The organism is Luteimonas sp. RIT-PG2_3, assembly GCF_054902115.1.
This window is the reverse complement of sequence record NZ_JBUBPF010000001.1, coordinates 273,816-299,710: the sequence shown is the minus strand read 5'-3', so window position 1 is coordinate 299,710 and position 25,895 is coordinate 273,816. Positions and strand designations below refer to the sequence as shown.

Below are 25,895 nucleotides of genomic sequence, written 5' to 3'. Positions count from 1 at the left end.
GGATGCAACATGACTGCAGATCCAGGCATCACCCCGCGCACCCAGGTCCGGCACCGGCTTCTCAACGTGCTCGTCGGTGCCTCGCTGGCGCTGGCGTCGTTCGGGGGGCTCGCCGCGACCCCTCGCGACGCCGCCGTCGATGACGCCATCGCCTATTACGACACCTGGCTGGCCTACCAGCGGCAGTACCAGCGCATCCCGGGCATCCAGGTCGCGGTGCGCACCGGCGATCGCCTGGCCCTGAGCCGTGCCTACGGCGAAGCCGATGTCGAGCAGCATGTCCCGCTGCGCCAGGACCACCTGTTCCGCATCGCCTCGCACTCCAAGACTTTCGCCTCGATCGCCGTGCTGCAGCTCGTCGAGCAGGGCAAGCTGCGACTGGACGACACCGTGGGCCACTGGCTGCCGTGGATGGCCGAGGCGAAGTCGCCGTTGGCGACGGCGACGGTCGGCGAACTGCTGTCGCATTCGAGCGGCATCATCCGCGACGGGCGCGACAGCGATTTCTGGCAGCTCGGCAAACCATTCCCCGACCGGGACGCGCTGAAGGCCGAGATGCTCAGCGCGCAAGCGCCGGTCATCCCGGCGAACGATCACTTCAAGTACTCCAACATCGGCTACGGCGCGCTGGGGCTGGTCATCGAAGCGGCCGCCGGAACGGACTTCAACAGTTATGTGCGGAGCCACATCGTCGATCGCCTCGGGCTGGCCAACCTCGGCCCCGAGTACGAGCCGTCGCGCGCAGGCGAATACGCCACCGGCTACAGCAGCTTGCTGTACGCCGACCATCGCGTGCCGATCGAGCATGTCGATACCCACGCCCTGTCGGCGGCCACCGGCTTCTACGCCAACGCGGAAGACCTGACGCAGTACTTCAGCACCTACTACTTCGGCGACCAGCGATTGATCAGCGACGTCTCGAAGCGACGGATGTTCCATCCCGTCTGGACGGCGGACGACAATCGCACCAGTGGTTCGACCTATGGCCTGGGCGTGTTCATCGAGCGCGTCAACAAGCGCACGCTGATCGGCCATTCCGGCGGCTATCCGGGGCACATCACCAACTCGCTGGTCGACCCCGACAACAAGATCGCAGTGTCGGTGCTGACCAATTCCCTGGGCAGCCCAGTGTCGCCGCTGGTGCAGACGGCCTACAAGCTGATCGACCTGGCGAGCGCGCCGGCGTCCGACGTGGATGCCAAGGCGCCGCGCACGCGCGTCGACCTGCACAAGTTCACCGGCAGGTTCGCGTCGCTGTGGAGCGTCTTCGACGTGGCGGTGCTGGGCGGCAAGCTGTACATGCTCCAGCCCTACGATCTGGACCCGGCCAAGAACGCCATCGCGCTGAGCGTGATCGATGGCAATACCTTGCGCGTCGACGGCGGCACCGGCGGCAACCAGTACCGCGAGCCGATGGTGTTCACGTTCGATCCATCCGGAAAGATCGCATCGGTCAGGCTGAGCGGTCTGTTCGTGCCCTACGACCAGTGGGTGCTACCCGCGCAGGTGCGCAAGGCCTACTGATCCCCTTCCGGGTCACGCCTGATCCAGGACCATCGTGACCAGTGTTGATCGCGGGCCATCGCGGCCTTGCGATCCGACCCGCCGCCCATGCGCATCGCAGGGGCGGCGGGAGGGCGATCAGTCGCTTTCGTGCCGCCAGTTCACCGAGCCGCGGCTTTCCAGCGTGCTCGATTCGATTTCGACGTCGAAGCCCTTGCGCAGCAGGTATTTCAGCGTCAGCACCTGGCCGGTGCCCAGCAGGGACACGCCGAAGCCGACATAGAGCTTGGGCGACAACTGCTTGCCGATGCCGAGCACGCTGCCGCCGAGTGCGCGCGATTCCATGACGCCGGCATCGTCGAGGCCGATCTTGGTGCCCAACTGCGAGGCCAGCAGGCTGCCGCCGGCAGTCAACGCGGCGGATGCGGCGTCGAGCTGCCGGCCCTGCGCGCTGGACAGACTCGACAGCGAGCGGCCCAGGGCCAGGTACGACAGCGCCTGCGAATTGTCGGTGGCCGGATTGGTCCAGACCTCGACCTGCGGTGCCGACGCGCGCCCGCTGACGGTCAAGCCGGCGGTGATGTCCTCGGCTTCGATCTCGCGCTCGGCGCGCAGTTCGATGACCGGATCCGACACCGGCCCATTGGTGAAGACCAGGTTGCCGCGCGTGATCGCCAGCTCCTGCCCGTAGGCCTTGTACTTGCCGCCGACTTCGAGCCGGCCGCTGCCGGTCATCTCGCGTCCGGGCAGCGCGCGCACGCGCAGGCTGCCGCCGATGCGGCCGTCGAGGCCGAAGCCGCGCAGGCGCACGTCGTCGCCCATCGCCAGCGTCAGGTCCAGGGCGAGCGGCGATGCGGTGCCGCTGCTCTCGGGATCGATCGGATCGAGCACGACGACATCCTCGGACACCGACACGCCACCTTCCAGGCGTTCCAGATCGAGCAGGGCGCTGGGTACGGTGACGGTGCCGGACACGTTCAACGGCTGGCGTGCGGAGTAGCGCACGGTCAGGTCGGGATTGACGACCAGGCGCAGGTCACGGGTATCGGACGCCAGCACGTTGTCGCCGCGCACGTTCAACACCAGCGGCAGGTCGTCGCCGCGCCAGTCCAGCGTGCCATCGAGGCCCAGCGTGCCCTGCCCGGAACGCACGCTGCCGACGATGCGCGCACTGCCGTCGGCCTGCGCGTCCAGCCGCACGTCGCCATCTTCCAGCGCGATCGCCAGCGCCGGCAGTTCGGTGCTGAAGCCGCTCAGGTGCGCCTGCCCGCCCAGGCTCGGCTGCGAGCGCGTGCCGCCCAGCGAGATCCGTCCGTCCAGCCGGCCCTTGGGCTCGACGATGTCCTGCGAAAACAGCTCCAGCCAGGTCAGCTCGGAGATGTCCATCGTCAGGTTACCGCTGAGCGGCGAGTACGCATCCCAGCCGGTGCTGACCTCAGCGCTGAGCTGGCCGGCATCGGGGAACTGCGTGGCCAGCGTGGCGTGGATCCGCGATGGATTGAAGTCGGCGTCCAGCGTCAGCGCGCGGTAGCCGATGACGTCGCGGCGTGCGCGTTCGCTGGCGCGCAATCCGCCTTCGCTCGAGCGCAGCGTCACCGAGCCCTGCCAGGCGTTGCCGGCCGGACGCAGCTGCGCCTGCAGGTCGATCGTGCCGCGCAGCATCCACGGCTGCCCGGGTTCGCGCTCGGGCAGGTACGGCGAGGCCAGCGCCAGCGGCAGCGCATTGGCGTCGATCGACAGGCCGCGTTGCGGCCAGTCCGCGCTGGCGCACAGCGAGCCCCCGCCGTTGGCCGCGAAGCAGCTCTGCGACAACGTCCAGCGGTTGCCGTTTTGCGCGTAGTTGGCCGGCGCGGTCAGCTGCCAGGCCGCGCCCTTGACCGGTGCCAGCCGCAACGAAGACAGCGTGCCGCGCCAGTTGCCGTTGCGGGATTCGGCGGTGGCCGCCAACGCCAGCGTGCCGATCTCGCCACGGGCCTGGGCGTCGAGGCGCAGGCGCTCGACCGCACCGACGGCATCGATGTTGACCTCGTCCAGCACTACGCCGGCCTCGATGCCGCGGGCCTGCACGGCCAGCGTGCCGTCGCCGCGCTGCCAGGGCAGCCGCCCCTTCGCGCTGAGACTGGCGGCGCGATAGTCGTCATAGCGCAACGCGCTGCCGGTGAGGTCGGCTTCGATGTCGGGCGTGGTGCGCCCGCCGGTCACGCGCACGCGGCCCTGCAGGCGGCCATCCGCATTGGGTAGCAGGTCGTCGAGCTGCAGCGGCGCCAGCGTGGCTTCGATGTCCAGGCGGTCGCTGACGCTGCCCTTGGCATCGATGCGGCTGTCGCCCATGCGCAGCGCGATCTCGCCATCGAAATCGCTGCGCGTCTGCCCGGTGGCCGGGCCATGCATCGCGAAGCGCGCCTTGCCGTCGAGACGGCGACCGCGCAGCGTGCCGCCGAGCTTGCTGGCGTCCACGGCAACCTCGAGCCCGCCGTCGTCGCGGGTCTCGCCGGTGCTGGTCAGCCTGCCGTTGACCGCGCCCTTCCAGTCGCGCGCGAAGTAGCCGGGGTCGAAGCCGGCCAGTGCCGCGTCGATCTTCCATTGCAGCGCCGGTGCCCAGCCGACGCGACCGCTGGCGTCGAGCGTGCCGGTCGGCATCGTCGCGCGCAGCGCCTTGAGGTCCATCGCCTCGCCATCGCCGCGGCCGTCGAAGGTGACCTTGGCCTGCTGGCCGTCGCGGCTCAGCGTGGCATTGCCGATGGCGGCCCATTGCGCGGTGCGGCCGGCAATACCGAAGTCGGCTTCCACGCCGATCGCCGGCGCCGGCTCGCCACCTGCGGGGTCTGCCTCGCCGCCGAAGCTGAGCTTGCGTGCGTTGACCGCGAACTTGAAGCGCGCATCGCTGGGCGTGCTGAAATCGCCCTGGCCGGTCGCGCGGATGCGGCCACCGAAGATGTCGACCACGACGGGATCGAGATCGAGCACCTGGTCCTGGATGCGGACCTTCGACGGCTGCAGCAGCACGTGCAGGTCGCCCTGGGTCATCTCGCCACGCAGTTCGGCGGCGCCGCCGACCCCTTCGGCCAGCAGCGAGAATGCGATCGGCGTGCCGGGTTCGCCGGTGCCCGACATCAGGCCGGGATCGAGCGCATCGGACTGCGCGGTCATCGACCAGCGCGGATCGTCCTGGCCGCGCAGCGTCAGGTGCGCGCGGACCGGCGAAGGCACGTGGCCGGATATCGCGACGTCCATCGTCGCCAGGTCGCCGCGCGCGGCCAGGCCGATGCGCGGGCGCGTGCGTCCGGTCGGTGCCGGCAGCAGCGCGCTGGCGGTCAGGTCGGTGCGGAAGTTGTCGCCCGGCGCATAGTCACCGTCGACCTTGAAATGTCCACGGTCGCTGTCGACGACGAGGCCGACGATCCGCAGTTGCCCATCGCGCGCATCGAGGCCGCCGCGCAGGCTGCGGATATCGATCATCGTCTCGCCGGCCTGGGTCACCTTGAAGCCATCGATGCGGATGGTGTCGGCCTGCAAGGCCAGCGGCAGCGTGATCTGCGGCAGAGATTCCGGCCAGCGCGGCAGCTCGAAGGGCTCGTCGCTGACCGGAAGGTCGAGCGTGGCGCCATCGACATCGAGTGCGTCCAGGCGCAGGCGCTTGCCCAGCAACGGACGGATCGCCGGATCGACGAGGATGCGCGCGGCGGTAAACACCAGCGTCGTCGGCTTGTCGCACTGGTCGTAGGCCACCGGCTCGCCGTCGCGGTCCGGGCAGCCCTTCTGCACGTAGCGCACGTTGTACATCATCAGGTTGTCGGACACCGCGCCCTCGGCGCGTTCCCATTCCAGCGTGGTGCCGGCAGGCAGGCGCGACACCACCTGCGCGAGCAGGAAATCGCGTCCGCCGAAACTCGTCAGCAGCCAGTACAGCGCACCCAGCGCCAGCGCCAGCAGCAGGAGGCTGCCGATGCCGCTGCGTACGGCCAGCATGCGCACGCGCGCACGCCTGCGCGCACGCAGTTCAGCGATGCGCGCCTCGCGTTCTTCCGGCGTCGGCTGCGCGCCGGGTGGCGGTGCGCCGGTCGGGGAGGGTGCGTCCTGCGGGGGAAAAGCCATCTCAGTACTCCGCCCCGATGCTCAGGCCGATGGTGAACGGCGAGTCCGGATTGTCCAGGCCGCGGCCGATGTCGAAGCGCAGCGGGCCTACCGGGGATTTCCAGCGCACGCCGACGCCGACGCCGGTGTGCCAGTCCGGCGTGGTGCCGTCGAAGGCGCTACCACTGTCGACGAAGACCGCTGCGCCCCAGCTGTCGAGGAAGTAATGCTCGAACTCGACGCTGGCGGTGACCACGTTCTTCGCGCCCAGCGCATACGAACTGACGCGGCGGAACTCGCCCGGGTTGTCCGCGTCTTCTTCCAGCGTGATCAGGCGCGGGCCGACTTCGCGCCATTCGTAGCCGCGGATGCTGCGATCGCCGCCGGCATAGAAGCGCAGGCTCGGCGGGGTCGACACCAGTTCGTTGGTGTAGGTATGGCCGACTTCGCCGCGCACGATCAGGCGGCTCTTCTCGCCCATGCCCTGGAACCACGACGTCCGCGCATGCACCTGCGCGAAGCTGGCATCCGAGCCGACGCCCTCGGCGCCGCCACGCAGCATCAGCGAGCCACTGATGCCGCGGCGCGGGAAGATCTGGTCGTCGACATTGATATATTCGGCGCGCAGCGAGGGATAGGTGTACGTGGCGTAGCGGTACAGCAGGCGCCCTTCGTCGTCGGCATCGATGTCGTAGGCCCAGCGCTCGCGCAGCACGTGCAGCGATGCCACCAGGTTGAGGTTGCGGCTGTACTGGCCGCTGCGGCTGCCGACCAGCTCCAGGCGGCGGGTGTCGATGTAGTCGGTCTGTTCGTCGTAGGCCTGCAGGCTGACGGTGTACCAGCCGTCGAACCAGGCGAACGCCGGGATGCGGTACTGCGTGGTGAGCGTCTTGCGCTTCTGCGCGTAATCCAGCTGCGCCAGCGCCTTGTGCCCGCGCTGGTTGACGTAGCGGCGCTCGACGCCGAGCCGGATACCCGGTCCGCTGTCGGTGCCGTAGGCGATACCGGCGGTGTAGATGCTGCGCTTGGCCGGGGTCAGCGTGACCTTGACCGGGACCAGCTTGTCGACGGCCTGGTCGACCTGGGGTTCGATCTCGATCTCGCCGAAATAATCCAGCTTGCCCAGCGACGTGCGCAGGCGATCGATGCGTCCCTGGTGGTAGTACTGGCCCTCTTCCCAGTAGATCAGCTTTTCCAGCAGGTCGTCGTTGATGATGCGCTTGGGCGATTGCTCGAACGTCGTCGGGCCCATGTCGTAGCGCTCGCCGCTGTTCCAGACCAGGTCGATGTCGGCGGCCTTGTCGGCGCGCGTGACCTCGACCCGGCGCGACGAGAAGTCGGAGTCGAAGTAACCGCGCTCGGTCAGCCTGCGGCTGATGCGGATCTTGCTGGCCTCGTACTCGGCATGGTTGAACACCGATCCGCGCCCGGGGATGAAATTGGCCAGGTCCTGCTGCAGGTAGCGGTCGCCATTGCCTTCGCCGAGAATCGCCAGGTCGGCGTTGCGGACGCGCACCGGCTCGCCGGGCACGATGGTGATCGACACTGTGAGTGCTTCCTCGCCACGCGCGCGTTCGACGGTGATCGTGGGGTCGTAATAACCGAACGGTTCCAGCGCTTCGCGGGCTTCGTTCTCGGCCTCGCGCAGCATGTAGGCCATGCGGCGTCCGGTGACCTCCTTGTCGATCGCGTCGACCAGCGACAGCGCGACGCGGACGTTGTTGGTCATGGTCTCGTCGAGGCCGTGGATATCGACGCGCTGCACCTTGGCCGCGTGCGCAACGCCGGCCGAGAACAGGAAAAGGGCGGCGATGGCGGGTGCGATACGGGATGCGGGCATCCGCGCAGCATACCGAAGCGACGTCAAGAATCGCTTAATGGCGCGGAACAAAGGCCGCAAAACAGGGCGCCGGCCCCGCATTCGCAGGTCCCGGATGCGCAGCGTCTTGTTCAGACGTTGCGCCCGAGCTGCGGGAGCCCGAGCGGTACCCGCGACGTCTCGATGGGCCAGGGCGGGCAAGTCCGACAGGCTCCGATAGCGCATCGGGCCGCGCGGCAGTCCTTCAAAGGCAGCCCTTCGAAGGCGGTCTTGCGAGACCTGCCTCCAGACCCTGGCCTTTCCGTCCCGACATTCGATATCAGGACAAACCTGCGAATCCTGGCCTCAGGACGACAGATGCTCGATCGCGGCCACGCTGCCCAGGCGGTCGGCCAGGCGCTTGAGCAGGGCCAGGCGATTGCGGCGCAGGGCGATGTCGTCGACATTGACCATCACGCCGTCGAAGAACGCATCAACCTGCGGCCGCAGCCGCGCCAGGTGCGCCAGCGCGTCGACATAATCGCCATGCGCCAGTGCATGCCCGGTCTCGGCGTAGACAGCCTCGACCGCCTCGGCCAGCGCGGATTCGGCCGGCTCGCGCAGCAGGTCCTTGTCCTCGATCGACGGGATGTCGACGTCGGCCTTCTTCAGGATGTTGTTGATGCGCTTGTTGGCCGCGGCCAGCGCTTCGGCTTCGGGCAACTGGGCGAACGTGCCGATCGCATCGATGCGACGGTCGAAGTCGTACAGCGAGGCCGGACGCAACGCGGCGACGGCATTGAAAAGCGGGCCGGGCACGCCCTTGTCGGCGTAGTAGCCCTTCAGCCGGTCGAGGATGAAGTCGTAGACCGCTTCGACGTCGCCGTCGGCGACCACCTGCGTCACCGATACGTGGTCGCCATCGCGCTTGAGGCCCAGCGTGGCGGCGAGCGCGGCGACGCGATCGGCATCGGTGGCCGGGATCTTCGCGATCGCCAGGTGCGCCTGCAACACCGCGCGGGCGATGGCTTGGCGGATGTCCAGTGCGAACCCGCTCTCGATGACCGTGCGCGCCAGTCCCAGCGCGTTGCGGCGCAGTGCGAACGGATCCTTGTTGCCGGTCGGCCTCAGGCCCGCGGCGAAGCCGCCGGCCAGCGTGTCCAGGCGCTCGGCGATCGCCAGCAGCTTGCCCAGCGGCGACAGCGCGATGTCGTCGGCCGCGAAGCGCGGTTGCCAGGCTTCGTCCAGGGCCAGCGCGAGCGCCTTGCGGTCGTCCCTGGCCAGGTCGTCGAGCGCGCTGTCGCGCAAGCTGTAGTAGCGACCGGCGATGCCCTGCAGTTCGGGGAATTCATTGACCAGCCGCGATTGCAGGTCGGCCTTCGACAGCAACGCCGCGCGCCGCGCCAGCGCCGGGTCGACGCCGACCTTCGGCGCGATGGCCTCGGCCAGCGCGGCGACACGCTGGACCTTGTCGGCGACGCTGCCCAGCTTGGCCTGGTAGGTCACGGTCGACAGTCCGGCGTTCATCGCTGTCAGGCCCTGCTTGAGGTCCTCGTCGAAGAAGAACTTGGCGTCGCTGAAGCGCGGTCGGATCACGCGCTCGTAGCCCTTGCGGACCTCGTCGACGTCGCGTGATTCGATGTTGGCGATGCCGATAAAATGCGCGGTCAGACGACCGCCGTCGTCGAGCACCGGGAAGAATTTCTGGTTGGCTTCCATCGTCGCGACCAGCGCTTCCGACGGCACCGCCAGGAAGTCGATGTCGAACGTGCAGCCCACGGCGCTCGGCCATTCCACCAGGCAGGTGACCTGCTGCAGGTTGTCGTCGTCGATGCGCGCGGTGCCGCCGGCCACGCGCGCGGCGGCTTCGACTTCGGCGACCACGCGGTCGCGGCGCAGTTGAGGATCGACCAGCACCCTGGCGGCTTCGAGCGCGGACACATAGTCGCCGGGCTGCGCGATCGCGACCGGCCCGGCATGCATGAAGCGATGGCCGCGGCTGATGCGGTCGGCACGGATGCCGAAGACCTCGGCGTCGACCACGTCCGCGCCCAGCAGCAGTACCAGCCAATGCACCGGCCGTGCGAACGCGTAGGCATGGTCGCCCCAGCGCATCGGCTTCGGGATCGGCATTGCCGCGATGGCCTCGTGCAGCACCTCCGGCAGCAGGTCGCGGGTGCGCGCGCCCGGCTTGACTGCTCGGTGCACGAAACGCTCGCCCTTGGCGTCGCTGGTGCGCTCGAGCGTGGTCCAGTCGATGCCGGCCTTGGCGGCGAAGCCCTGCAAGGCCTTGGTCGGCTGGCCATCGGCATCGAGCGCGATGTTGAGGTAGGGGCCGAGGACTTCGGATCGCTGCTCGGGCTGCTCGACGGCGACGCCGGGCAGCAGCACCGCGAGCCGGCGCGGTGTGTAAAGCGGCCGGGCATCGCCGCGATCGACGGCGACGCCGCGCTTGTCGAGCGCGGCCAGTACGCCGTCGAAGAAGGCCTGCGCCAGTCCGGGCAGTGCCTTGACCGGCAGTTCCTCGGTCCCGAGTTCGATCAGCAGGGGTTTCATGTCAGCCATTGCGACTACCTTCGTGATTGCTTGGGCCCTGTCTCCGCAGGCGGAGCAGGGGTTGCGGCGCACGTGCCTGCAGGGCCGCGCGCGTCGCTGTGCGGATGTCGTCGTCCCGTGTCAGGACAGGTCCTCAGGGCGACGACGCCTTCAATCCGGGAAAACCCAGCTTCTCGCGCTGCGCGTAGTAGGCCTCAGCGACCGCCTGCGACATCCGGCGTACGCGCAGGATGTAGCGCTGGCGCTCGGTGACGCTGATCGCGCGGCGCGCATCGAGCAGGTTGAAGCAGTGGCTGGCCTTGCAGACCTGCTCGTAGGCAGGCAGCGGCAGCCCCTGTTCGACGATCGCCAGCGCCTCGGCCTCGCACTCGTCGAAGCGACGCAGCAGCACGTCGACGTTGGCATGCTCGAAGTTGTACGCGCTCTGTTCGACTTCGTTCTGGTGGTAGACATCGCCATAGGTGACCACGCCCTGCGGACCGCGGGTCCAGACCAGGTCGTAGACGTTGTCGCAGTTCTGCAGGTACATGCACAACCGCTCCAGGCCATAGGTGATCTCACCGAGCACCGGCTTGCACTCCAGGCCGCCGGCCTGCTGGAAGTAGGTGAACTGGGTGACTTCCATGCCGTTGAGCCAGACCTCCCAACCCAGGCCCCAGGCGCCGAGCGTCGGCGATTCCCAGTTGTCCTCGACCAGGCGCAGGTCGTGCACCTGCGGATCGATGCCCAGCGCCTTCAGCGAGTCGAAGTAGAGCTCGACGATGTTGTCAGGATTGGGCTTGAGCGCGACCTGGTACTGGTAGTAGCGCTGCAGGCGGTTCGGATTCTCGCCATAGCGGCCGTCGGTGGGGCGACGGCTCGGCTGCACGTAGGCCGCGTTCCACGGCTCCGGTCCGAGCGCGCGCAGGAAGGTCGCCGGATGGAAGGTGCCGGCGCCGACCTCGAGGTCGAGCGGCTGGATCAGGACGCAGCCCTGTTCTGCCCAGTAGGTGTTCAGGCGCTGGATCAGGCCCTGGAAGGTGATCGGCGGGGAGGTCGGGGCGCTCATCGAGGGTCCGGAAGATGGATCGGAACAGCCGGCTAGTATAGCGACGGCGACAAAAGCGCCGCCGCGCGCACGCGGCGCGAGGGCGGGCTCAAGTGCTGCGATGCGGCCTGCGCGACGCCGACGGCAACTGCGCCTCGGCGATCTGCAGCAGCGCCTGCTGGATGCCCGGGCTTGCGGCGCGGAATCCACGCAGCATCTGGCGTTCGACGGGATCCTCGATCAGTTCGGCGTCGAGCGCAGTGTTCTGGTGGTCCAGGTCCAGTGCCGGCATGCCGCGACCGGTCGCCAGCCACTCGTGCGAGACCCCGGTCGCGACCGCGATCGCCATCAGGTGATGGCTGGAGGGCTGCACGTTGCCCGAGCATTCCCAGTTGGCGACGGCGCTGCGGCCGACCCCGAGCCTCGCCGCGAGCTCGGCCTGGGTCAGTTCGGCGCGCCTGCGGGACACCCGGATCCGTGTATTCAGGTTCATTTCTGCGACCTCTTTATCAGGGCCGGACCGCCGAATGGCGTGCCGGGGCAAGCATTTGCTGGCATGTCAACGATATTGGCGCAAGCTGATGCGCGTTGCTGGCCAAAATTTACAACTTCATGATTTTAAAACAAGTGAATTGTCAGATGCCAGCAATATTGACACGTTTTACACAATGTTGCGGTTGCGGTGTCACTGCGGAATGAGAATAGTGAGCGTGCGGAATGTGTCCTGCGACACATTTCCGATCGGAGTTCTCTCGCACGGAAGCGATCTATTCGGGGTTGCGGTCGGCGGGGTGGGAAACTCCCACCCCGCTGGCGCGTACGGATCTCCTGGATCAGGACGACGAGGCCGCAACGGCCATCCTCAACGCGGCCCAGCGCGGCGCAGACAGTGCCAGCGCACACCGCGGTCCAGCGCCGACAGGCTTGGCAGCCCAGCGAAACGTCCCGGCGCTCATCTCCTCCCAACGCCTGGCCCGATACTGCCTGTCCAGCGCGGTATCGCGCACGCACGATGTCTTCGGCCGTCCACGGCAGGCATTCCCGGACTTCGACCAAGGCGTCTGGTCCCATGCTGGCCGGCCTCGCTCCTGGCTGCGATGATCTGCACCACGCTCCCTTCCAATCGTGCCCACGCATGTCCCCTCGCCGCAGTGCCCCCTTCCTGATCATCGAGACCGGGCAGCCGGTCGCGTCGATGCGCCGGCATCGAGGGTTTCCGCATTGGATCCGGGTCGCGGCCGGCCTCGATCGGCAGGCCGTGCGCGTCGCCAATGTCGAAGCCGGCGATCGCCTGCCCGAAGCGGGCCACTGGGCCGGCGTCATCATCACCGGCTCCGGCGCGATGGTCACCGACCGCCACGACTGGAGCGAACGCAGCGCGCAATGGCTGCATGACGCCGCGCATGCCGGCGTGCCGCTGCTCGGCATCTGTTACGGGCACCAGTTGATCGCGCACGCGCTGGGTGGCGAGGTCGGCGCCAATCCGAACGGACGCGAGATGGGGACCGTGGCATTGGCCCTGCATCCCGAAGCGGGCGACGATCCGCTGTTCGCCCGCCTGCCCGACAGGTTCAATGTCCAGGCCACGCATCTGCAGAGCGTGCTGCGCGCGCCCGAGGGTGTCGCGGTGCTGGCCAGTTCCGACCAGGACGCCTGCCATGCCTTCCGCTGGCGGCGGCATGTCTGGGGACTGCAGTTCCATCCTGAATTCAGCGCCGGGCACATGCGCGGCTACGTGCATGCGCGCGCCGAGGCGTTGGCGCACGAGGGGGCGGACCCGCGGCAGCTCGCGCGATCGGTCGTTGCTGCGCCGCATTCGCGGCGGGTGCTGCGGCGTTTCGTCCGCCATGCGCGGCAGCTCGCGGAGCGCTGACGCAGGCGATGTCCGGCGCCCGTCGCGGCCCTTGGAGCCTTTGTTTTCCAGCGTCGGCGGGGTGCTTGCAGTACGATGTGCAGGCGTGGCATCGGCCACGAAACTTCGCAGGATTCCTGAAATGACGACACGTGCACTGGGACCCGCCGCCGGCTGGTCCTGGCTGGCCAAGGCCATCAATCTCGGCCGCGGCAATCCCAAGGCGGTGATCGGCGCGATCGCGCTGCTCGCTGTGATCGCGCTGATCCCCAGCTTGCTGCAGGTGCTGCTGCAGCAGTTGCTGCCGGTCGAGACGGTGATGGTGATGGCCGGCGTGATGACGCTGGTGATGATCGTCGTCTATCCGCTGCTGATCGGCGGCGTGCTGCGCGTGATCCACGCGGTCGAACGCGGCGTGCCGACGCGCGCGGGCGCGGTGTTCGACACGTTCAAGCCCAGCGATGATCGCGCGCGGCTGATCGGCTTCGGCGTCGTCATGGCGGTCATCTACATCGCGATGTTCGTCGTCGTCGTCAGCCTGTTCGGCAAGGGTTTCATGGCCTGGTACATGGAGGTCATCCAGATCAGCGCCGATTTCAGCGCTGCCGGCGATGCCTCCAAGCCGCCGGTCTATCCGCCCGCGCCGGACGGCATGGGCACGATGATGGCGCTGCTGATGGCGTTCGGCCTGTACTTCGGTGGCGTCTACGCGATCGGCTTCGGCCAGGTCGCGCTCGCCGGGCGCTCGCTGAAGCAGGCGCTGAGCGACGGCTTCGCGGGGTCGTTGAAGAACCTGCTGCCGATCATCGTGCTCGCCGCGATCTCGTTCTTCGGCATGATCGCGCTGTCGTTCGTGCTGGTGCTGGTCGGCGGCATCCTGGCGCTGATCGGTGGACTGATCCACCCGGCGGTGGCCGTGCTGCTGGTGATGCCGCTGTACCTGGCGATGCTGCTGGTGGTCTACATGGTGATGTTCGGCGTGATGTACCACCTGTGGCGCGATACCTGCGCCGATCCCGCGCAGCCGCCGGCGTTGCCGCCGAACCAGGTCGAGCTCTGATCGCAGTCCCCTGACCTGCCGGCGCCGACCTGCCGGCGGGCTCCTTGTCGGCATGCTCCTCACTCCGCCGCACGTCATCCGACGGCGCGCGAGACAGATCGCTTACAACAGGCGCGCGAATGCCAGGTCCAGATACGCCTGCAAGCGGAGCGTCAGCCAGGCGACCGCACCGAAGAACGCCAGCGCCTGCCATGCCAACCATGCGCCCGCCCAGGCGGGCAGCGGCGTCGATGCCGGCACCTGCTGGATGACCTGCGCACCGGCGATGCGGTCATGCAGCGCGCGGTGCTGCGGAGGCACCAGCGCGGTCGCATGACCGAGGTTCAGGCTGATCCACGACAGCAGGCCCGCCGCTTGCCGCACCATCGCGCGCGCCAGTCCCGGCGGCTGGCCCTCCAGGTCGGTGACCTGCAGCTGCAACAGTCGTTTGCCTGGCGAAGCCTGCCAGCGCGAGGCTTCGAAACCGGCGTGGTACACGAACGCCAGCATGGCGAACGTCGCCATCGTCGGCAACAGCAGGCGGGTGATCGTCGATGCCAGCGACAGGATCGCCGCATGCAGCGTCGCGTCCTGCAGCCATTGCGCGGCCAGCTGGGCGGGCGGCGTGGCGAGTTGCAGCGCGTCGTACATCATCGTGGCCAACGCCGTCGCCAGCGCGCGGATATCGCCATCCAGTCGCAGCCATACCGGATGCCAGTACGCGAAGCTCAGCAGCATGGCGGGCACGGCGATCACGACCGCGTCCATGGACCAGGCCGCGGCGCGTCGTAGACAGCCCGCCGGCCCGCTCATTGCGGGGTGTCGATGCCTTCGTCGGCCGCGGGCTTGGGCGCGACCAGCCGCGCCGCGATGATCCCGGCTTCGTACAGCAGGCACATCGGGATCGCCAGCAGCAGCTGCGAGATGATGTCCGGCGGCGTGATCACGGCGGCCAGGATGAAGACGCCGACGACGGCGTAGCCGCGCCATTCGCGCAGCTGCTTGGGCGTGACCCAGCCCAGCAGCACCAGGATCACCAGCGCGACCGGCAGTTCGAAGCTGATGCCGAACGCCAGGAAGATCACCAGCACGAAGTTCAGGTAGGCGTTGATGTCGGTCATCATCGACACGCCTTCAGGCGTGATCGCGGTCAGGAAGCTGAAGACCGACGGCAACACGACGAAGAACGCGAACGCGCAACCGGAATAGAACAGCAGGACCGACGACACCAGTAGCGGGAACGCCAGGCGCTTCTCGCGGCGATACAGGCCTGGCGCGACGAAGGCCCAGGCCTGGTACAGCAGCCATGGCATCGACAGCACCAGGGCCAGGAAGAACGCCAGCTTCAGCGGCGCGAAGAACGGCGACGCGACCTCGACTGCGATCAGGTGCGCGCCTTCGGGCAGCTTGTCCAGCAGTGGCTGCGCGAACACGGCATAGAGCTTGTTGGCGAACGGCAACAGGCACAGCAGGACCGCGCCCAGGCCGATCAACGCGCGCATCAGGCGCGAGCGCAGTTCGATCAGGTGTTCGATCAGGCTGCCTTCGCCACCGTCGATCGCATCATGGTCGCTCATGGACGCGGCGTTCCGGCGAAGTCGTCGACCGACAGCGGCGCAGCCTGCGGGGCGGGCGACGCCGGCAGGGTCTCGCCGGGCGCTTCGGGATCGGGCATTCCGAGTACTGGCGTGCCGAGTGCGGGTGTAGCGGCTGCAGGCGCGTCGAGCGCGGGTGCGCCAGTGACGGGCGTGGCAGTCACGTCGCCATCGCCATCGCTTGCGGCGGTACCCTGTGCGGCGGTGTCCGGCGATTCAAGCTGACGCACGGCTTCGATCGCCGGCTGCACGGCCGCCACGGTGTCGCGGCGCATGCCCTCGACTTCGCGTTGCGCATCCTCGCTGGCGGCGCGGATCTTGGTCTCGACGTCGCGCAGGGTCTGCTTGGCCTCGTCGAGGCTGCGCTTGAGGTCTTCGGCGGCCATCTCGCGCTCGAACTCGGACTTCACCGAATACCACTGCGCGCGCGCGCGCCGCACCCACAGGCCGGCGAAGCGCGCGGCCTTGGGCAGGCGTTCTGGACCCAGGACGATCAGGGCCACAACCGCGATCACCACGATTTCGGAGAAACCGATGTCGAACATGCGAGGAAGCCGGGCTACGCGGTGTCAGCGCGACGCGCTGTCGTCCTGGCGCGACTTCTCGGTATCGGCCGGGTCGGCCTTGCGCGACTGGTCGCTCAACTCGCCGGTCGGCGCGTCGTCGTCCATGCCCTTCTTGAATCCCTTGACCGCTTCGCCCAGGTCGCGTCCCGCGCCACGCAGGCGCTTGGTGCCGAAGACCAGCAGCACGACCACCAGCACGATGATCCAATGCCAGATGCTGAAACTGCCCATTGCGCGCTCTCAGGAAAGATTGGGGGCTCAGGATAACGCAGAGCGGCCGCCTGCATGACGCCGCGGGTGGCGGATCCGGACGATGAATACCGCCAATCGTCATGACACAAGGGCGGATTGTCCTGTCGACCACCCGCTGCACGGCGCCGGATCGCGGCGCGCGACATCCCGTGCAGGCTGTTCAGGCCGGCCGGCTGACGCCGGCCCGCGCACATCAGATGATCAGAGTCAGAGCAGGTCAGGCCAGAGAAGATCAGGCCAGATGAAGTCAGGCCAGATGGGATCAGGCCTGGCTGCCTCAGGGATTGTCGGGCAGCTGCTCGATGACGGCCGGGTTGTCATGGACCGGCTCGAACGGCTGCGGCTGCGCTTCCTGCGCCTGCGGCGAGGTATTGAGCGGAGACGTCGACGTGGTCGATGCCGGTGCCTGCTGCGCAGTGGGGGCCGGCGTGCCGTTGCCATGGCGGGTGGCGCGGGCCGAGGCGGTGGCTTCCTCGAGGCGGTCGCGGAAATCGACGACCGCATTCGACGGGGAATGGCTCAGGCGGCCTTCGAAGATCATCCGCGGCGTGGTGTCGCGTCCGTAGACCGCCTCGTTGGCGGCGCTGTCGATCGACAGCACGGCGCCGTCGAGCGCGACGCCGGCGAACAGACCGCGCGCGCGCGACCAGGACCAGATCTCGGCCTTGAGCTGGCCATCGGTGGCGGCGGACGCGGAGCGGCCGACGGGGCCGGCGGCGACGCCGGCATCGGCGCCCAGCGTGACCTTGCCGTTGACGATCGATTCCAGGCTGCGGTCGTTGCGGAACACCAGCACCACGTCCGACGACTGCACGCCGGCCTGGAAGCCGATGCTGCCGCCGGTGAGCTTGATGAAGCTCGGGTTGGACCAGCTGCCGTCGGCGTTCTTGACCGACAGCAGACCGTGGCCGCGGCGGCCGCCGAGCACCAGGCCGACCTTCAGCGTGTCCGGGATCACGACGATCGCGCGGGCCTCGTCGAGCAGCTTGTCCGGGATCGCCGACTCCGGGATCGCCTGGATGTCGGTCAGCACGCGCACGGCGTTCTGGGCGCGCGCATCCTCATCGACGCCAGCGAACGCGGGCGCGGCAGAAAACGATACGGCCAATGCGGTGGCCAGCAGCAACGGACGCGGCAGGATGCGGGACAGGCGGGAGATGGACATCGGAGGCTCCGGAGGTTGGGCGGCACGCGGGGTGCGGCCAGGTCGTGGACCACGGGCGCAGCGGAAGGATCGGCAGCAATCTAAGGTATTCAGGCTAGTCGCGGTGCGATGAATCACTGGTGAGCAACGCACCGGTGTCGCGACCGGGGTCGCGTGGTCTGCCTGGGGCCTGTCCAGCCATGCCTGCGTGGTGCCAATTGTCGTCGCGCCTGCCATCCTATGCGGATGATCGATTCCCGCTCCGATGCCGACACCGCCCTGTTGCTGGTCAACCTGGGCACACCCGAGGCCGCGACCGCCGATGCGGTCCGCCGCTATCTCGGCGAGTTCCTCGGCGATCCCCGCGTCGTGCAGATCCCGCGCCTGCTCTGGCTGCCGTTGCTCTATGGCGTGATCCTGCCGCTGCGTTGCAAGCGCGTGGCGCACAAGTACGCCGAGATCTGGATGGAGGGTGGATCGCCACTGGCGGTCTACACCCGGCGCCTGGCCGAGGCGGTGCAGCAGCGCCTGCCGCAGACGAAGGTGCTCGACGCGATGCGCTACGGCAAGCCGGCCCTGCGCACGCGTTTGCAGGCGCTGCAGGCCGAGGGTATCGGTCGCGTGCTGGTGCTGCCGCTGTATCCGCAGTATTCGACGACCACCACGGCCTCGGTCGAGGATGTCGTCAACGAGGCGGTGGCGGCCGGGCTTGATGCTCGCGTCATCGTCGACTATCCGGTCGATCCGGGATGGGTCGCGGCGGTCGCCGATTCGATCCGGACGCATTGGCAGGCCAATGGCCGCGCGCAGTTGCTGCTGTTCTCGTTCCACGGCATCCCGCAGCGGCTGGTCGATGCCGGCGATCCCTACGAACGCCAGTGCCGGGCCAGCGTCGCGGCGCTGGCCCAGGCGCTGTCGCTGCGCGAGGACGAGTACCAGCTGACGTTCCAGTCGCGGTTCGGGCGCGAGCGCTGGCTGGGCCCGGCCACCGACGCGACGCTGCGCGCGCTGCCGGCGACCGGCGTCCGCGACGTCGACGTGGTCTGCCCCGGATTCGCGGTGGATTGCCTGGAAACGCTGGAGGAGATCTCGATGCAGAACGCCGATCTGTTCCGCGAGTCGGGCGGCGAGGCGCTGCATTACATTCCGTGCCTCAACGATTCGCCTGCGCATGCCGACGCGCTCGCCGCGCTCGCCGCGCGGACGTTGGCGCAGTGGAAGGCCGGAGCACCGTGATGAGCGACCGCACGGAACAGGGCACGCGCTCACAGGGTGTGCCGTCGCAGGGCACGCTGATGCACGAGCTGGAACTCGACATCCCCTGCGGCCGTATCCGCGGCCTGCGCAACGACAATCCCGGCGGCGCGCGCGTCATCGCGCTGCACGGCTGGCTCGACAATGCCGCCAGCTTCATGCCGCTGGCGCCGTACCTGCAGGGTCTGGACCTTGTGGCGCCCGAGCTGCCTGGACACGGCCGCAGCGCGCATCTGCCGCGTGGCACCGATTACTCGTTCGCCGGTGCGCTGCACAACGTGCTCGATGTCGCCGACGCGCTGGGCTGGGAGCAGTTCTCGCTGCTCGGCCATTCGATGGGCGCCGGTATTTCCAGCCTGATCGCGGCGGGCTGCCCGCGACGCGTGCGCCGGCTGGTCGCGATCGAAGCGCTGGGCGCATTGCCCGAGACCGTCGAGCGCACGGTGCCGCGCCTGCGCGAAGCCATCGACGCGACGCGCGCGCTGACGGGCAAGCAATTGCGGGTGTTCCCGGACCTGTCGGCGCCGATCCGTGCGCGCATGCAGGTCAATGCGCTCAGCGAACCGGTCGCGCGGCTGCTGGTCGAGCGCGGCGTCGACGCGGTCGAAGGCGGCTATGTCTGGAGCAGCGACCCGCGCCTGACCCTGCCGACGATGACGCGGATGACCGGCGAGCAGATCGACGCGCTGATCGCCGGCATCGAATGCCCGACCCGGGTGATCTATGCGACGCCGGCGCAGGTCTACCTGCCGGAACCCGATCGCAGCCGGCGCGCGCGGCTGTTGTCGCAGGGCGACCTGGTGCTGTTGGCGGGTGGCCATCACCTGCACATGGAAGATCCCGCAGCCGTGGCTGCGGCGATCGGCTCGTTCTTCCTGGACGCCTGAGCGTCGTGGCCCAAGGGCGCTGACGAGCCGGAAGCTGGCGAGCCAGAGGCGCTGACGGCTCAGGCAAGGCGGTTTGATCGCCGGCGGTCAGCGAGATGCGCCGAGGGCGACTCCCGAGGCGTGCGCGCTATGCGCCCTATTCCCCTACGCGCCGTTGAGCAGCGTATGCAGGCTGGCCTTCAGGTGGCGGCCGTGGTCGCGGAAGTAATCGCGGGCGTCGTGCCAGTCCGGGCAGCGGCGCTCCACTTCGCGCCAGAACGCGCGTGAATGGTTGGCGTGGATCAGGTGGCAGAGTTCGTGGACCAGCACGTACTCGAACGCGCTCTGACGGCCGAGCACCAGCGACAGGTCCAGCGTCAGCGTCCCGTCGGGGGCCAGCGAGCCCCATTGCGAGGACAGCACACGCAGGCGGATCCGCGACGGCGGGCGCGGCAGGCCGGGCATGTAGACCGGCATCCAGCGCGCGATGTCCGAGCGTGCTTCGGCCTCGTAGAAATCGCGCAAGGCGCGCCGGATCGTGGCGTCGCTGGCGGTCGCGGGCAACTGGAAGCGGATCGCGTCGGCGTCGCGCGCGATCTGGGCGAAGCGGCCTTCCTGCCAGCGCAACGGCACCGCGGCATCGCGCAGGGGCAAGCTTGCGGTGGTGCCGCGCAGCAAGGGCGTGATGTCGCCGCGACAGACCTGCAATTGCTGCGCGATCCAGTCGCGATGCTCGTGCATGAAGCGGTCGCCGGCGACCAGACTGGCGCGCAACGGCAGTGTCAGGCGCGCGCCGCGTTCGCCCACGGACAGCTTGATCCGCTTCGCGCGGGGATCGCGCACGCGCAACACGTCGATGCTGTTGCCATCGGCGAGTTCCAGGTGGGCGATGTCGCGTTGCAGGGCTGGTGGGGCGGAGCGGGGGGAGAGCAGGCGCAGCAGGGATGGCATCGGCACTATGCTACCGCCGCAGCGCGCCGACGGCGATGTTTTTCATGCGGCGGTCATCGGCGGGTGGCAAAGGCCACGCGCCCGGGGACGATCAGGCGTCGGCCTTGGACAGTTTCAGTGCCGGTTCCAGGATCGAGAACAGACGCTTGAACTCGCCGCTCATCAGCGCAAAGCGGGCATCGAGCTCGGCGCGGATGTCGTCGTTCTCGGTGCCTTCGAGCTTGTCGATCGCGCCGTCGAGCAGCTTGAACTTGCGGATGATCAGGTCCTCGCCGAGCACGAACGAGACATGGTCGTCGAGCGTCAGCGCCAGTTTGGTGACCTGCTTGCCCGAGTCCAGGTGACGGGTGATTTCGTCGCACTGCAGTTCCTGGCGCTGGCACTTGATGATCGCGCCATGCTCGTCGGGGTCCTTGAGTTCGCATTCCTCGCCCAGGCTCAGGCCATCGGGCAGCGGCTCGCCGGCGATCCAGCCGGTCAGGATCGAGCGCGGCGCGACTTCGGCATTGAGCGGCAACGCCGGGAAGCTGCCGAGCGCGGTGCGGATTTCCGAGACCACGTTCTCGGCCGACTTGCGGCTGGAGGTGTCGACGACGCAGACGCCATGCTCCAGGTCGATCAGCGCATCGGTGCGCGACGGCCGCACGAAGGCACGTGGCAGCAGTTCATGGACCAGGTCTTCCTTCAGGCGCTTGCGCATCCTGCCGCCCGGGCGACGGCCTTCCTTCTGTTCCATCTCCGACAGCTTGCGTTGCAGCAGGTCGTTGACGACCGCGCCGGGCAGGATCTTGTCCTCGCCGCCCACGGTCACCCAGATCGCGTCCTCGATGCGATGCGAGAACGCCTCGGCGTCGCGGCCGAACGGCGAGATGAAACCGCGCGAAGACAGCTCCAGCGCCGCGACCGGCTTCAGCGGGTGGTGTTGCAGTTGGGCGTCGAGATCGGACAGGTCGAGCGAGGTCGGGAAGCGGAACAGGGTCAGGTTGCGAAAGAACATGGACATCCGGGCGTGGGAAAGGGAGGTGGCGCTGTCGGGGGACGGCGCTGGCGCCGCGAAGGTGCGCGCCAGCGATGGATCAGGTGCAGTGGGTCAAGCGGAGGTGAGCAGCGGGGGTGGCATTCCAAGCGACAGGAAGTCGAACAGCTTCGGATCGCTGAGCTGGGACGGACGGATGTCGCCGAGTGCGCGTGCGATCGTCTCGATGCGGCCGGGTGTCTCGCGTTCCCAGGCATCCATCATCTTCTTGACCTGTTTGCGCTGCAGGTTTTCCTGCGAGCCGCAGAGGTTGCACGGGATGATCGGGAATGCGCTGGCGGCGGCATAGGTGGCGATGTCGTCCTCGGCGACATAGGCCAGTGGACGGATCACGACATGCCTGCCGTCGTCGCTGCGCAGCTTCGGCGGCATGCCGCTGAGCTTGGCGTGGAAGAACAGGTTGAGGAAGAACGTCGCCACCAGGTCGTCGCGATGATGGCCCAGCGCGATCTTGGTGAAGCCGTGCTGCTCGGCATGGTGGTACAGCGCGCCGCGCCGCAGCCGCGAACACAGCGAGCACATGGTCCTGCCTTCCGGGATCACGCGGCTGACGACCGAATAGGTGTCCTGTTCGATGATCTGGAAATCCACGCCGAGCGCGCGCAGATAGTCGGGCAGGATGTGTTCGGGAAAGCCGGGCTGCTTCTGGTCGAGGTTGACCGCGGTCAGCGAGAACGACACCGGCGCCTTCTTCTGCAACTGCAGCAGGATGTCGAGCAGGGTGTAGCTGTCCTTGCCGCCGGACAGGCAGACCATGATCCGGTCGCCTTCCTCGATCATGCCGAAGTCGGCGATCGCGCGACCGACCTGGTGGCGCAGCCGCTTGCCGAGCCTGGCCGTCGCATGCGCATGCTCGCGCTGATCGCGGTGGCGATCGCGACGCAGGACGGGCTCGGGCAGGGGCAGGACGGTACTCATCGTCCGGGTAGTTTACCGGCACGTGCGGGTCTTCACGGCGGCGGTCCGCCAGGGCTGGCGTTCATCCCGTCGCCGGCCACGCGCGCTAGACTCCACCGCGTCCGGACTTCGCCGGGCTTTCCTGGAGCGCGCATCGATGTGATGCATTGAGCCGACATCGAATCCACCGACCCTGCCGGGGTCGTCGTCGAGTCTGCCAGAGGCCTCCATCATGCCGTCGTACTCCACTCCGCTGCCGGGCGCCTCCCGGCCGCAGCCCGATGTGCTGCAAACACCACAAGTGCCGCTCAACCCGCCACCGGGCCGTCAGCGCCCGATCCGGCTGCAGGCCCGCGGCCTGTCCGCCGTACTGCCCAATGGCCGGGTCCTGTACGACCACATCGACCTGCACCTGCACGAGGGTCCCTGTGCACTGATCGGTGCGAACGGCGTTGGCAAATCCACGCTGTTGCGCCAGCTCGCCGGCCACGGCGTCCCGGGCGAGGCCTGCGTGCATGTCGATGGCGGCCAGGTCGACGGTCTTACGTTCTGGCTGGCGCAATCGGTCGGCCGACTGCCGGGACGCCTGGTCGATGTGCTCGGATTCGGTGCACGGTTCGACGCCCTGCAACGACTGCTCGACGGTCGTGGCGACAGCGACGATGCCGCGCTGGTCGGCGACGACTGGTCGCTGCCGGCGCGATTGCGCGCGGCGCTGGAGGCGCACGGCCTTGCCGGCATGTCGCTGCTTGCCGATCCGGCGCAATTGTCGGGTGGGCAATGCCAGCAGTTGCGGCTGCTCGGCGCGCTGCTGTCGGATGCGCGCGTCGTACTGCTCGACGAGCCCAGCACGTTCCTGGATGCGGGGGTGTCGGCGCACTGGTGCGAGGCGTTTGCGCGGCGCGATGGCGCGGTGCTGGTGGTCAGCCACGATCCTGCCTGGCTGCAGGCGATGCCGCGGTTGTTGGAGTTGCGCCCCGGCGGCCTGCTCGATGTCGATGGCGGACTGCAGGCCTGGCGCGCCTTGCGCGATACGCAGCGCCGACAGCAACAGCATGACCTCGAACAGGCCCGCAGCGCGCGTGCGCAGCTGCAGCGCGATGCCGTACGCGAACGCCAGCGCCTGGACCAGCGCCAGGCCGGCGGGCGACGCGCGCACCGCGACAGCAACCAGTCGCCACTGCTGCTCGATCACCTGAAGGGCAAGGCCGAGCGCAACGACGGCCGCTTGCGCAATGGACTCGCACAACGGCTGCAGGTCGGCGAGGACGCGGTCCGCGCGGCCTTCGCAGCCGTCGACGCGGCCGTGGCACCGGCGTTCGTCGACGCCAGCGTCGTGTTGCCGGCGGGGCGGCGCGTGCTGACGTTCGTCAATGCGCATCCGTGTCTGGCGGCACCCGCGCAGGCGCTGGACTGGCAGGCCTGCGGACCGGTGCGGATCGGCCTGGAAGGCGCCAACGGCAGTGGCAAGACCACACTGTTGCGCGCGCTGCGCGGCGAGACCTCGTTGGCCAGCGGCACGGTTTCGGCGCATGTGCCGGTGCAATCGCTCGACCAGCATCTGGCCGACCTGCCCGACACCCTGACGGCGCTGGACTGGCTGGCGTCACGGATGCAGGCGGCTTCGGCCCAGGTCGACGCGATGCATGCACCGGCGACGCGGCTCGCGCTGCTGGGGTTGGCCGGCGAGCGGGCGCGCCAGCCGCTGGCGACCCTGTCGGGCGGCGAGCGCATGCGCGTCGCGCTGGCGGCCGCGGCCTGGGCGCAGCCGGCGGCGCCGCTGCTGTTGCTGGACGAGCCGGCAAGCCATCTGGATTTCGACAGCGTGGATGCGCTGGTCGAGCTGTTGCGCGGCTGGCCGGGGGCGCTGCTCGTGGTCAGCCACGACCCCGCGTTGCTGGCCCGGCTGGGCCTGGAGCATCGCCTGCGATTGCAGTCCGGGCGACTGTCGCTGGAACATTGCGGGGCGACCGCATAAGGCCGACGCTGGGAGGGTGCGCGGCGGGCATGGCGGCGTGTAAGCTCGGCCCATGTATCCCGACGCCTCCGCGATCCCCCGCAAGCTTGCCGAACTGCGCAGCGAGCATCGCGATCTCGATCACGCGATCTCGCGGCTGCAGGCCGACATCGCCGCCGACGAGTTGTCGGTCAAGCGGTTGAAGAAGCGCAAGCTGCAGCTCAAGGACATGATCGCCCGCCTCGAAAGCGCCCTGATCCCCGACGAGCCCGCGTAGTCCGGATCTCGATCCGGCGCTTCTTCAACGCCCTGTCCGCCGGCCCCAACCCGGCGCTCCACAGACATCGCGCCGCACCTCCCTCACGACATCGTTCGCGACCCACCCGCCGGTCGCAACATCATCGCCACCGCCGACGTCAGCCGCATCAATGCCGGCTGGCTGCGCTCGCCGGTCTTGTCGAACACCACCTTGAGCCGGGTCTGCGCCGTCGCGGTCGCGATGCCCAGGCTGTCGGCGGCCTTGGCCAGATCGGTGTGCCGGTGCAGCGTGACCACCAGCGCGGCCTCGGATTCGGTCAACGGGAACAGCTGGCGCAGCAACTGCTTCAGGTCGTCCGGCGTCGAGGCCTGTACCGGCTGCACGAACATGATCGCGCGCTCGTGCCCGGCGCCCTGCGGCAGGGGACGCACGCTGGCGACCAGCACCACGCGACCCGCGGCATCGCGGAGATTGGCGCTGTTGCCCGACGGCGTCGTCGCCCGGATCGGCGACATGCCCTGGCAGGACTCGCCGAGCACGCGCTGCAACGGCCCGCCGTTGAAGCGGGCGGTCGGACGGCCGCCATCGAGATGCAGCAGGTCGCTGGATGCCAGCAGCTGTTCGGCGGCGGCGTTGCTGCGCACGACCTGCTGTTGTGCATCGAGCAGGAACATCGCCATCGGCGCCGCCTCGATCGCGGCATCCAGCGTTGCGCTGCGCTGTTCGAACCAGCCCAGTCTGCGCTGCAGGGCGTAGGCGTTGACCCAGTGTGGTGTCAGCCGGTGCAGCAGGTCGATGGCCTCGCGGCCGAAGCGGCGTCGCGGATCGCCATGGCAGATCGATAGCGTGACCGAACTGACGCCATCGAAATGACCGACCGACACCACCTGCTGGGCCACGCCGATGACCTGGTAGTGCTCGGAATAGGCCTGCGAGTGGCGCATCTGCGACAGCGGCAGCATGTCGTGGCTGTCGATGACGCGACCGGTCTCCAGCAATGGGGTCGCGCGCTGCATCCATGGATCCTTGTGCAGGTCGCACTGCGCGACGCGCTGCATCAGCCAATCGTGGTCGATGCCATGGGCCAGGCTTGGCGCCGCGCGGCCGACCACGACGTCATGGGCCATGATCGCGGTGATCGAGCTATCGGTCGCATCGGCCAGCGCGCGGCTGAAATCGCCCAGCCGCTCCGGTGCGAGCACGGAGGCGTACAGCGGCTCGAGCACCGCTGACAGCGTGTCGTCGAATGTCATCAAAGCGTCCCCTGTC

At 68.5% G+C, this 25,895-nt stretch carries 21 protein-coding genes; 7 read left to right on the top strand and 14 right to left on the bottom strand.

The genetic code is table 11. The features are described from left to right. Positions 1-9: 9 nt before the first annotated feature. Positions 10-1,524: a serine hydrolase domain-containing protein gene (locus tag ACYX7E_RS01225; protein ID WP_462078709.1), complete on the top strand. Its 1,515-nt coding sequence runs from the start codon at positions 10-12 to the stop codon at positions 1,522-1,524. 117 nt (positions 1,525-1,641) lie between these two features. Here ACYX7E_RS01225 and ACYX7E_RS01220 read toward each other — a convergent pair whose 3' ends face one another. From ACYX7E_RS01220 to ACYX7E_RS01200, 5 genes are all read right to left on the bottom strand, one after another. Then, positions 1,642-5,598 carry a translocation/assembly module TamB domain-containing protein gene (locus tag ACYX7E_RS01220; RefSeq protein ID WP_462078708.1) on the bottom strand — a complete coding sequence of 1,319 codons (3,957 nt, stop codon included), beginning with the start codon at positions 5,596-5,598 and terminating at the stop codon, positions 1,642-1,644. Between the two features lies 1 nt (position 5,599). Continuing rightward, a complete protein-coding gene (locus ACYX7E_RS01215) occupies positions 5,600-7,417 on the bottom strand; it encodes an autotransporter assembly complex protein TamA (protein WP_462078707.1) in 1,818 nt (605 codons plus the stop codon). 324 nt (positions 7,418-7,741) lie between these two features. Continuing rightward, positions 7,742-9,940: a glycine--tRNA ligase subunit beta gene (glyS, locus tag ACYX7E_RS01210; RefSeq protein WP_462078706.1), complete on the bottom strand. Its 2,199-nt coding sequence runs from the start codon at positions 9,938-9,940 to the stop codon at positions 7,742-7,744. Positions 9,941-10,064: 124 nt separating this feature from the next. Next, entirely contained in the window at positions 10,065-10,979 is a 915-nt protein-coding gene (glyQ, locus tag ACYX7E_RS01205) for a glycine--tRNA ligase subunit alpha (protein WP_462078705.1), read from the bottom strand. Positions 10,980-11,067: 88 nt separating this feature from the next. Continuing rightward, positions 11,068-11,451, bottom strand: coding sequence for a helix-turn-helix transcriptional regulator (locus tag ACYX7E_RS01200; RefSeq protein WP_462078704.1), 384 nt, complete (start codon positions 11,449-11,451; stop codon positions 11,068-11,070). A gap of 642 nt (positions 11,452-12,093) precedes the next feature. On the opposite strand from ACYX7E_RS01200, the gene ACYX7E_RS01195 reads away from it, so the two are divergent. Together ACYX7E_RS01195 and ACYX7E_RS01190 are read left to right on the top strand one after the other, a co-directional pair. Then, entirely contained in the window at positions 12,094-12,831 is a 738-nt protein-coding gene (locus ACYX7E_RS01195) for a glutamine amidotransferase (RefSeq protein ID WP_462078703.1), read from the top strand. 121 nt (positions 12,832-12,952) lie between these two features. Next, positions 12,953-13,870 (top strand): hypothetical protein, encoded by a 918-nt coding sequence (locus tag ACYX7E_RS01190; RefSeq protein WP_462078702.1) that lies wholly within the window; start codon positions 12,953-12,955, stop codon positions 13,868-13,870. A 102-nt stretch (positions 13,871-13,972) separates the two neighbouring features. Here the strand turns inward: ACYX7E_RS01190 and ACYX7E_RS01185 are convergent, their stop codons facing one another. The 5 genes from ACYX7E_RS01185 to ACYX7E_RS01165 form a co-directional block, all read right to left on the bottom strand. After that, entirely contained in the window at positions 13,973-14,662 is a 690-nt protein-coding gene (locus ACYX7E_RS01185; RefSeq protein WP_462078701.1) for an RDD family protein, read from the bottom strand. Further along, the gene (tatC, locus tag ACYX7E_RS01180) at positions 14,659-15,426 is read right to left on the bottom strand and encodes a twin-arginine translocase subunit TatC (RefSeq protein WP_462078700.1); all 768 of its coding nucleotides are present in this window, start codon (positions 15,424-15,426) and stop codon (positions 14,659-14,661) included. The genes ACYX7E_RS01185 and tatC overlap by 4 nt, the downstream gene beginning before the upstream one ends. Continuing rightward, positions 15,423-15,989 carry a Sec-independent protein translocase protein TatB gene (tatB, locus tag ACYX7E_RS01175; RefSeq protein ID WP_462078699.1) on the bottom strand — a complete coding sequence of 189 codons (567 nt, stop codon included), beginning with the start codon at positions 15,987-15,989 and terminating at the stop codon, positions 15,423-15,425. Before tatB ends, tatC begins: the two co-directional genes overlap by 4 nt. Before the next feature lie 24 nt (positions 15,990-16,013). After that, positions 16,014-16,241, bottom strand: coding sequence for a Sec-independent protein translocase subunit TatA (gene tatA / locus ACYX7E_RS01170; protein WP_462078698.1), 228 nt, complete (start codon positions 16,239-16,241; stop codon positions 16,014-16,016). A 298-nt stretch (positions 16,242-16,539) separates the two neighbouring features. Next, positions 16,540-17,400 (bottom strand): lipid-binding SYLF domain-containing protein, encoded by an 861-nt coding sequence (locus ACYX7E_RS01165; RefSeq protein WP_462079047.1) that lies wholly within the window; start codon positions 17,398-17,400, stop codon positions 16,540-16,542. A gap of 252 nt (positions 17,401-17,652) precedes the next feature. On the opposite strand from ACYX7E_RS01165, the gene hemH reads away from it, so the two are divergent. Both hemH and ACYX7E_RS01155 read left to right on the top strand, forming a co-directional pair. Continuing rightward, the gene (hemH, locus tag ACYX7E_RS01160; protein WP_462078697.1) at positions 17,653-18,642 is read left to right on the top strand and encodes a ferrochelatase; all 990 of its coding nucleotides are present in this window, start codon (positions 17,653-17,655) and stop codon (positions 18,640-18,642) included. Between the two features lie 59 nt (positions 18,643-18,701). After that, complete coding sequence (locus ACYX7E_RS01155) at positions 18,702-19,547, top strand: alpha/beta fold hydrolase (RefSeq protein ID WP_462079046.1); 846 nt, start codon at positions 18,702-18,704, stop codon at positions 19,545-19,547. Positions 19,548-19,691: 144 nt separating this feature from the next. On the opposite strand, the gene ACYX7E_RS01150 is transcribed toward ACYX7E_RS01155, so the two are convergent. From ACYX7E_RS01150 to ttcA, 3 genes are all read right to left on the bottom strand, one after another. Further along, positions 19,692-20,477 (bottom strand): M48 family metallopeptidase, encoded by a 786-nt coding sequence (locus ACYX7E_RS01150; protein WP_462078696.1) that lies wholly within the window; start codon positions 20,475-20,477, stop codon positions 19,692-19,694. Between the two features lie 91 nt (positions 20,478-20,568). Continuing rightward, positions 20,569-21,474 (bottom strand): recombination-associated protein RdgC, encoded by a 906-nt coding sequence (locus tag ACYX7E_RS01145; RefSeq protein WP_462079045.1) that lies wholly within the window; start codon positions 21,472-21,474, stop codon positions 20,569-20,571. A 93-nt stretch (positions 21,475-21,567) separates the two neighbouring features. Continuing rightward, positions 21,568-22,431, bottom strand: coding sequence for a tRNA 2-thiocytidine(32) synthetase TtcA (ttcA, locus tag ACYX7E_RS01140; RefSeq protein ID WP_462078695.1), 864 nt, complete (start codon positions 22,429-22,431; stop codon positions 21,568-21,570). 211 nt (positions 22,432-22,642) lie between these two features. On the opposite strand from ttcA, the gene ACYX7E_RS01135 reads away from it, so the two are divergent. Both ACYX7E_RS01135 and ACYX7E_RS01130 read left to right on the top strand, forming a co-directional pair. Then, the gene (locus ACYX7E_RS01135; protein ID WP_462078694.1) at positions 22,643-24,388 is read left to right on the top strand and encodes an ATP-binding cassette domain-containing protein; all 1,746 of its coding nucleotides are present in this window, start codon (positions 22,643-22,645) and stop codon (positions 24,386-24,388) included. A 52-nt stretch (positions 24,389-24,440) separates the two neighbouring features. Next, a complete protein-coding gene (locus tag ACYX7E_RS01130) occupies positions 24,441-24,644 on the top strand; it encodes a YdcH family protein (protein ID WP_462078693.1) in 204 nt (67 codons plus the stop codon). An 83-nt stretch (positions 24,645-24,727) separates the two neighbouring features. Here the strand turns inward: ACYX7E_RS01130 and ACYX7E_RS01125 are convergent, their stop codons facing one another. Continuing rightward, entirely contained in the window at positions 24,728-25,879 is a 1,152-nt protein-coding gene (locus ACYX7E_RS01125) for a hypothetical protein (RefSeq protein WP_462078692.1), read from the bottom strand. Positions 25,880-25,895 lie beyond the last annotated feature (16 nt).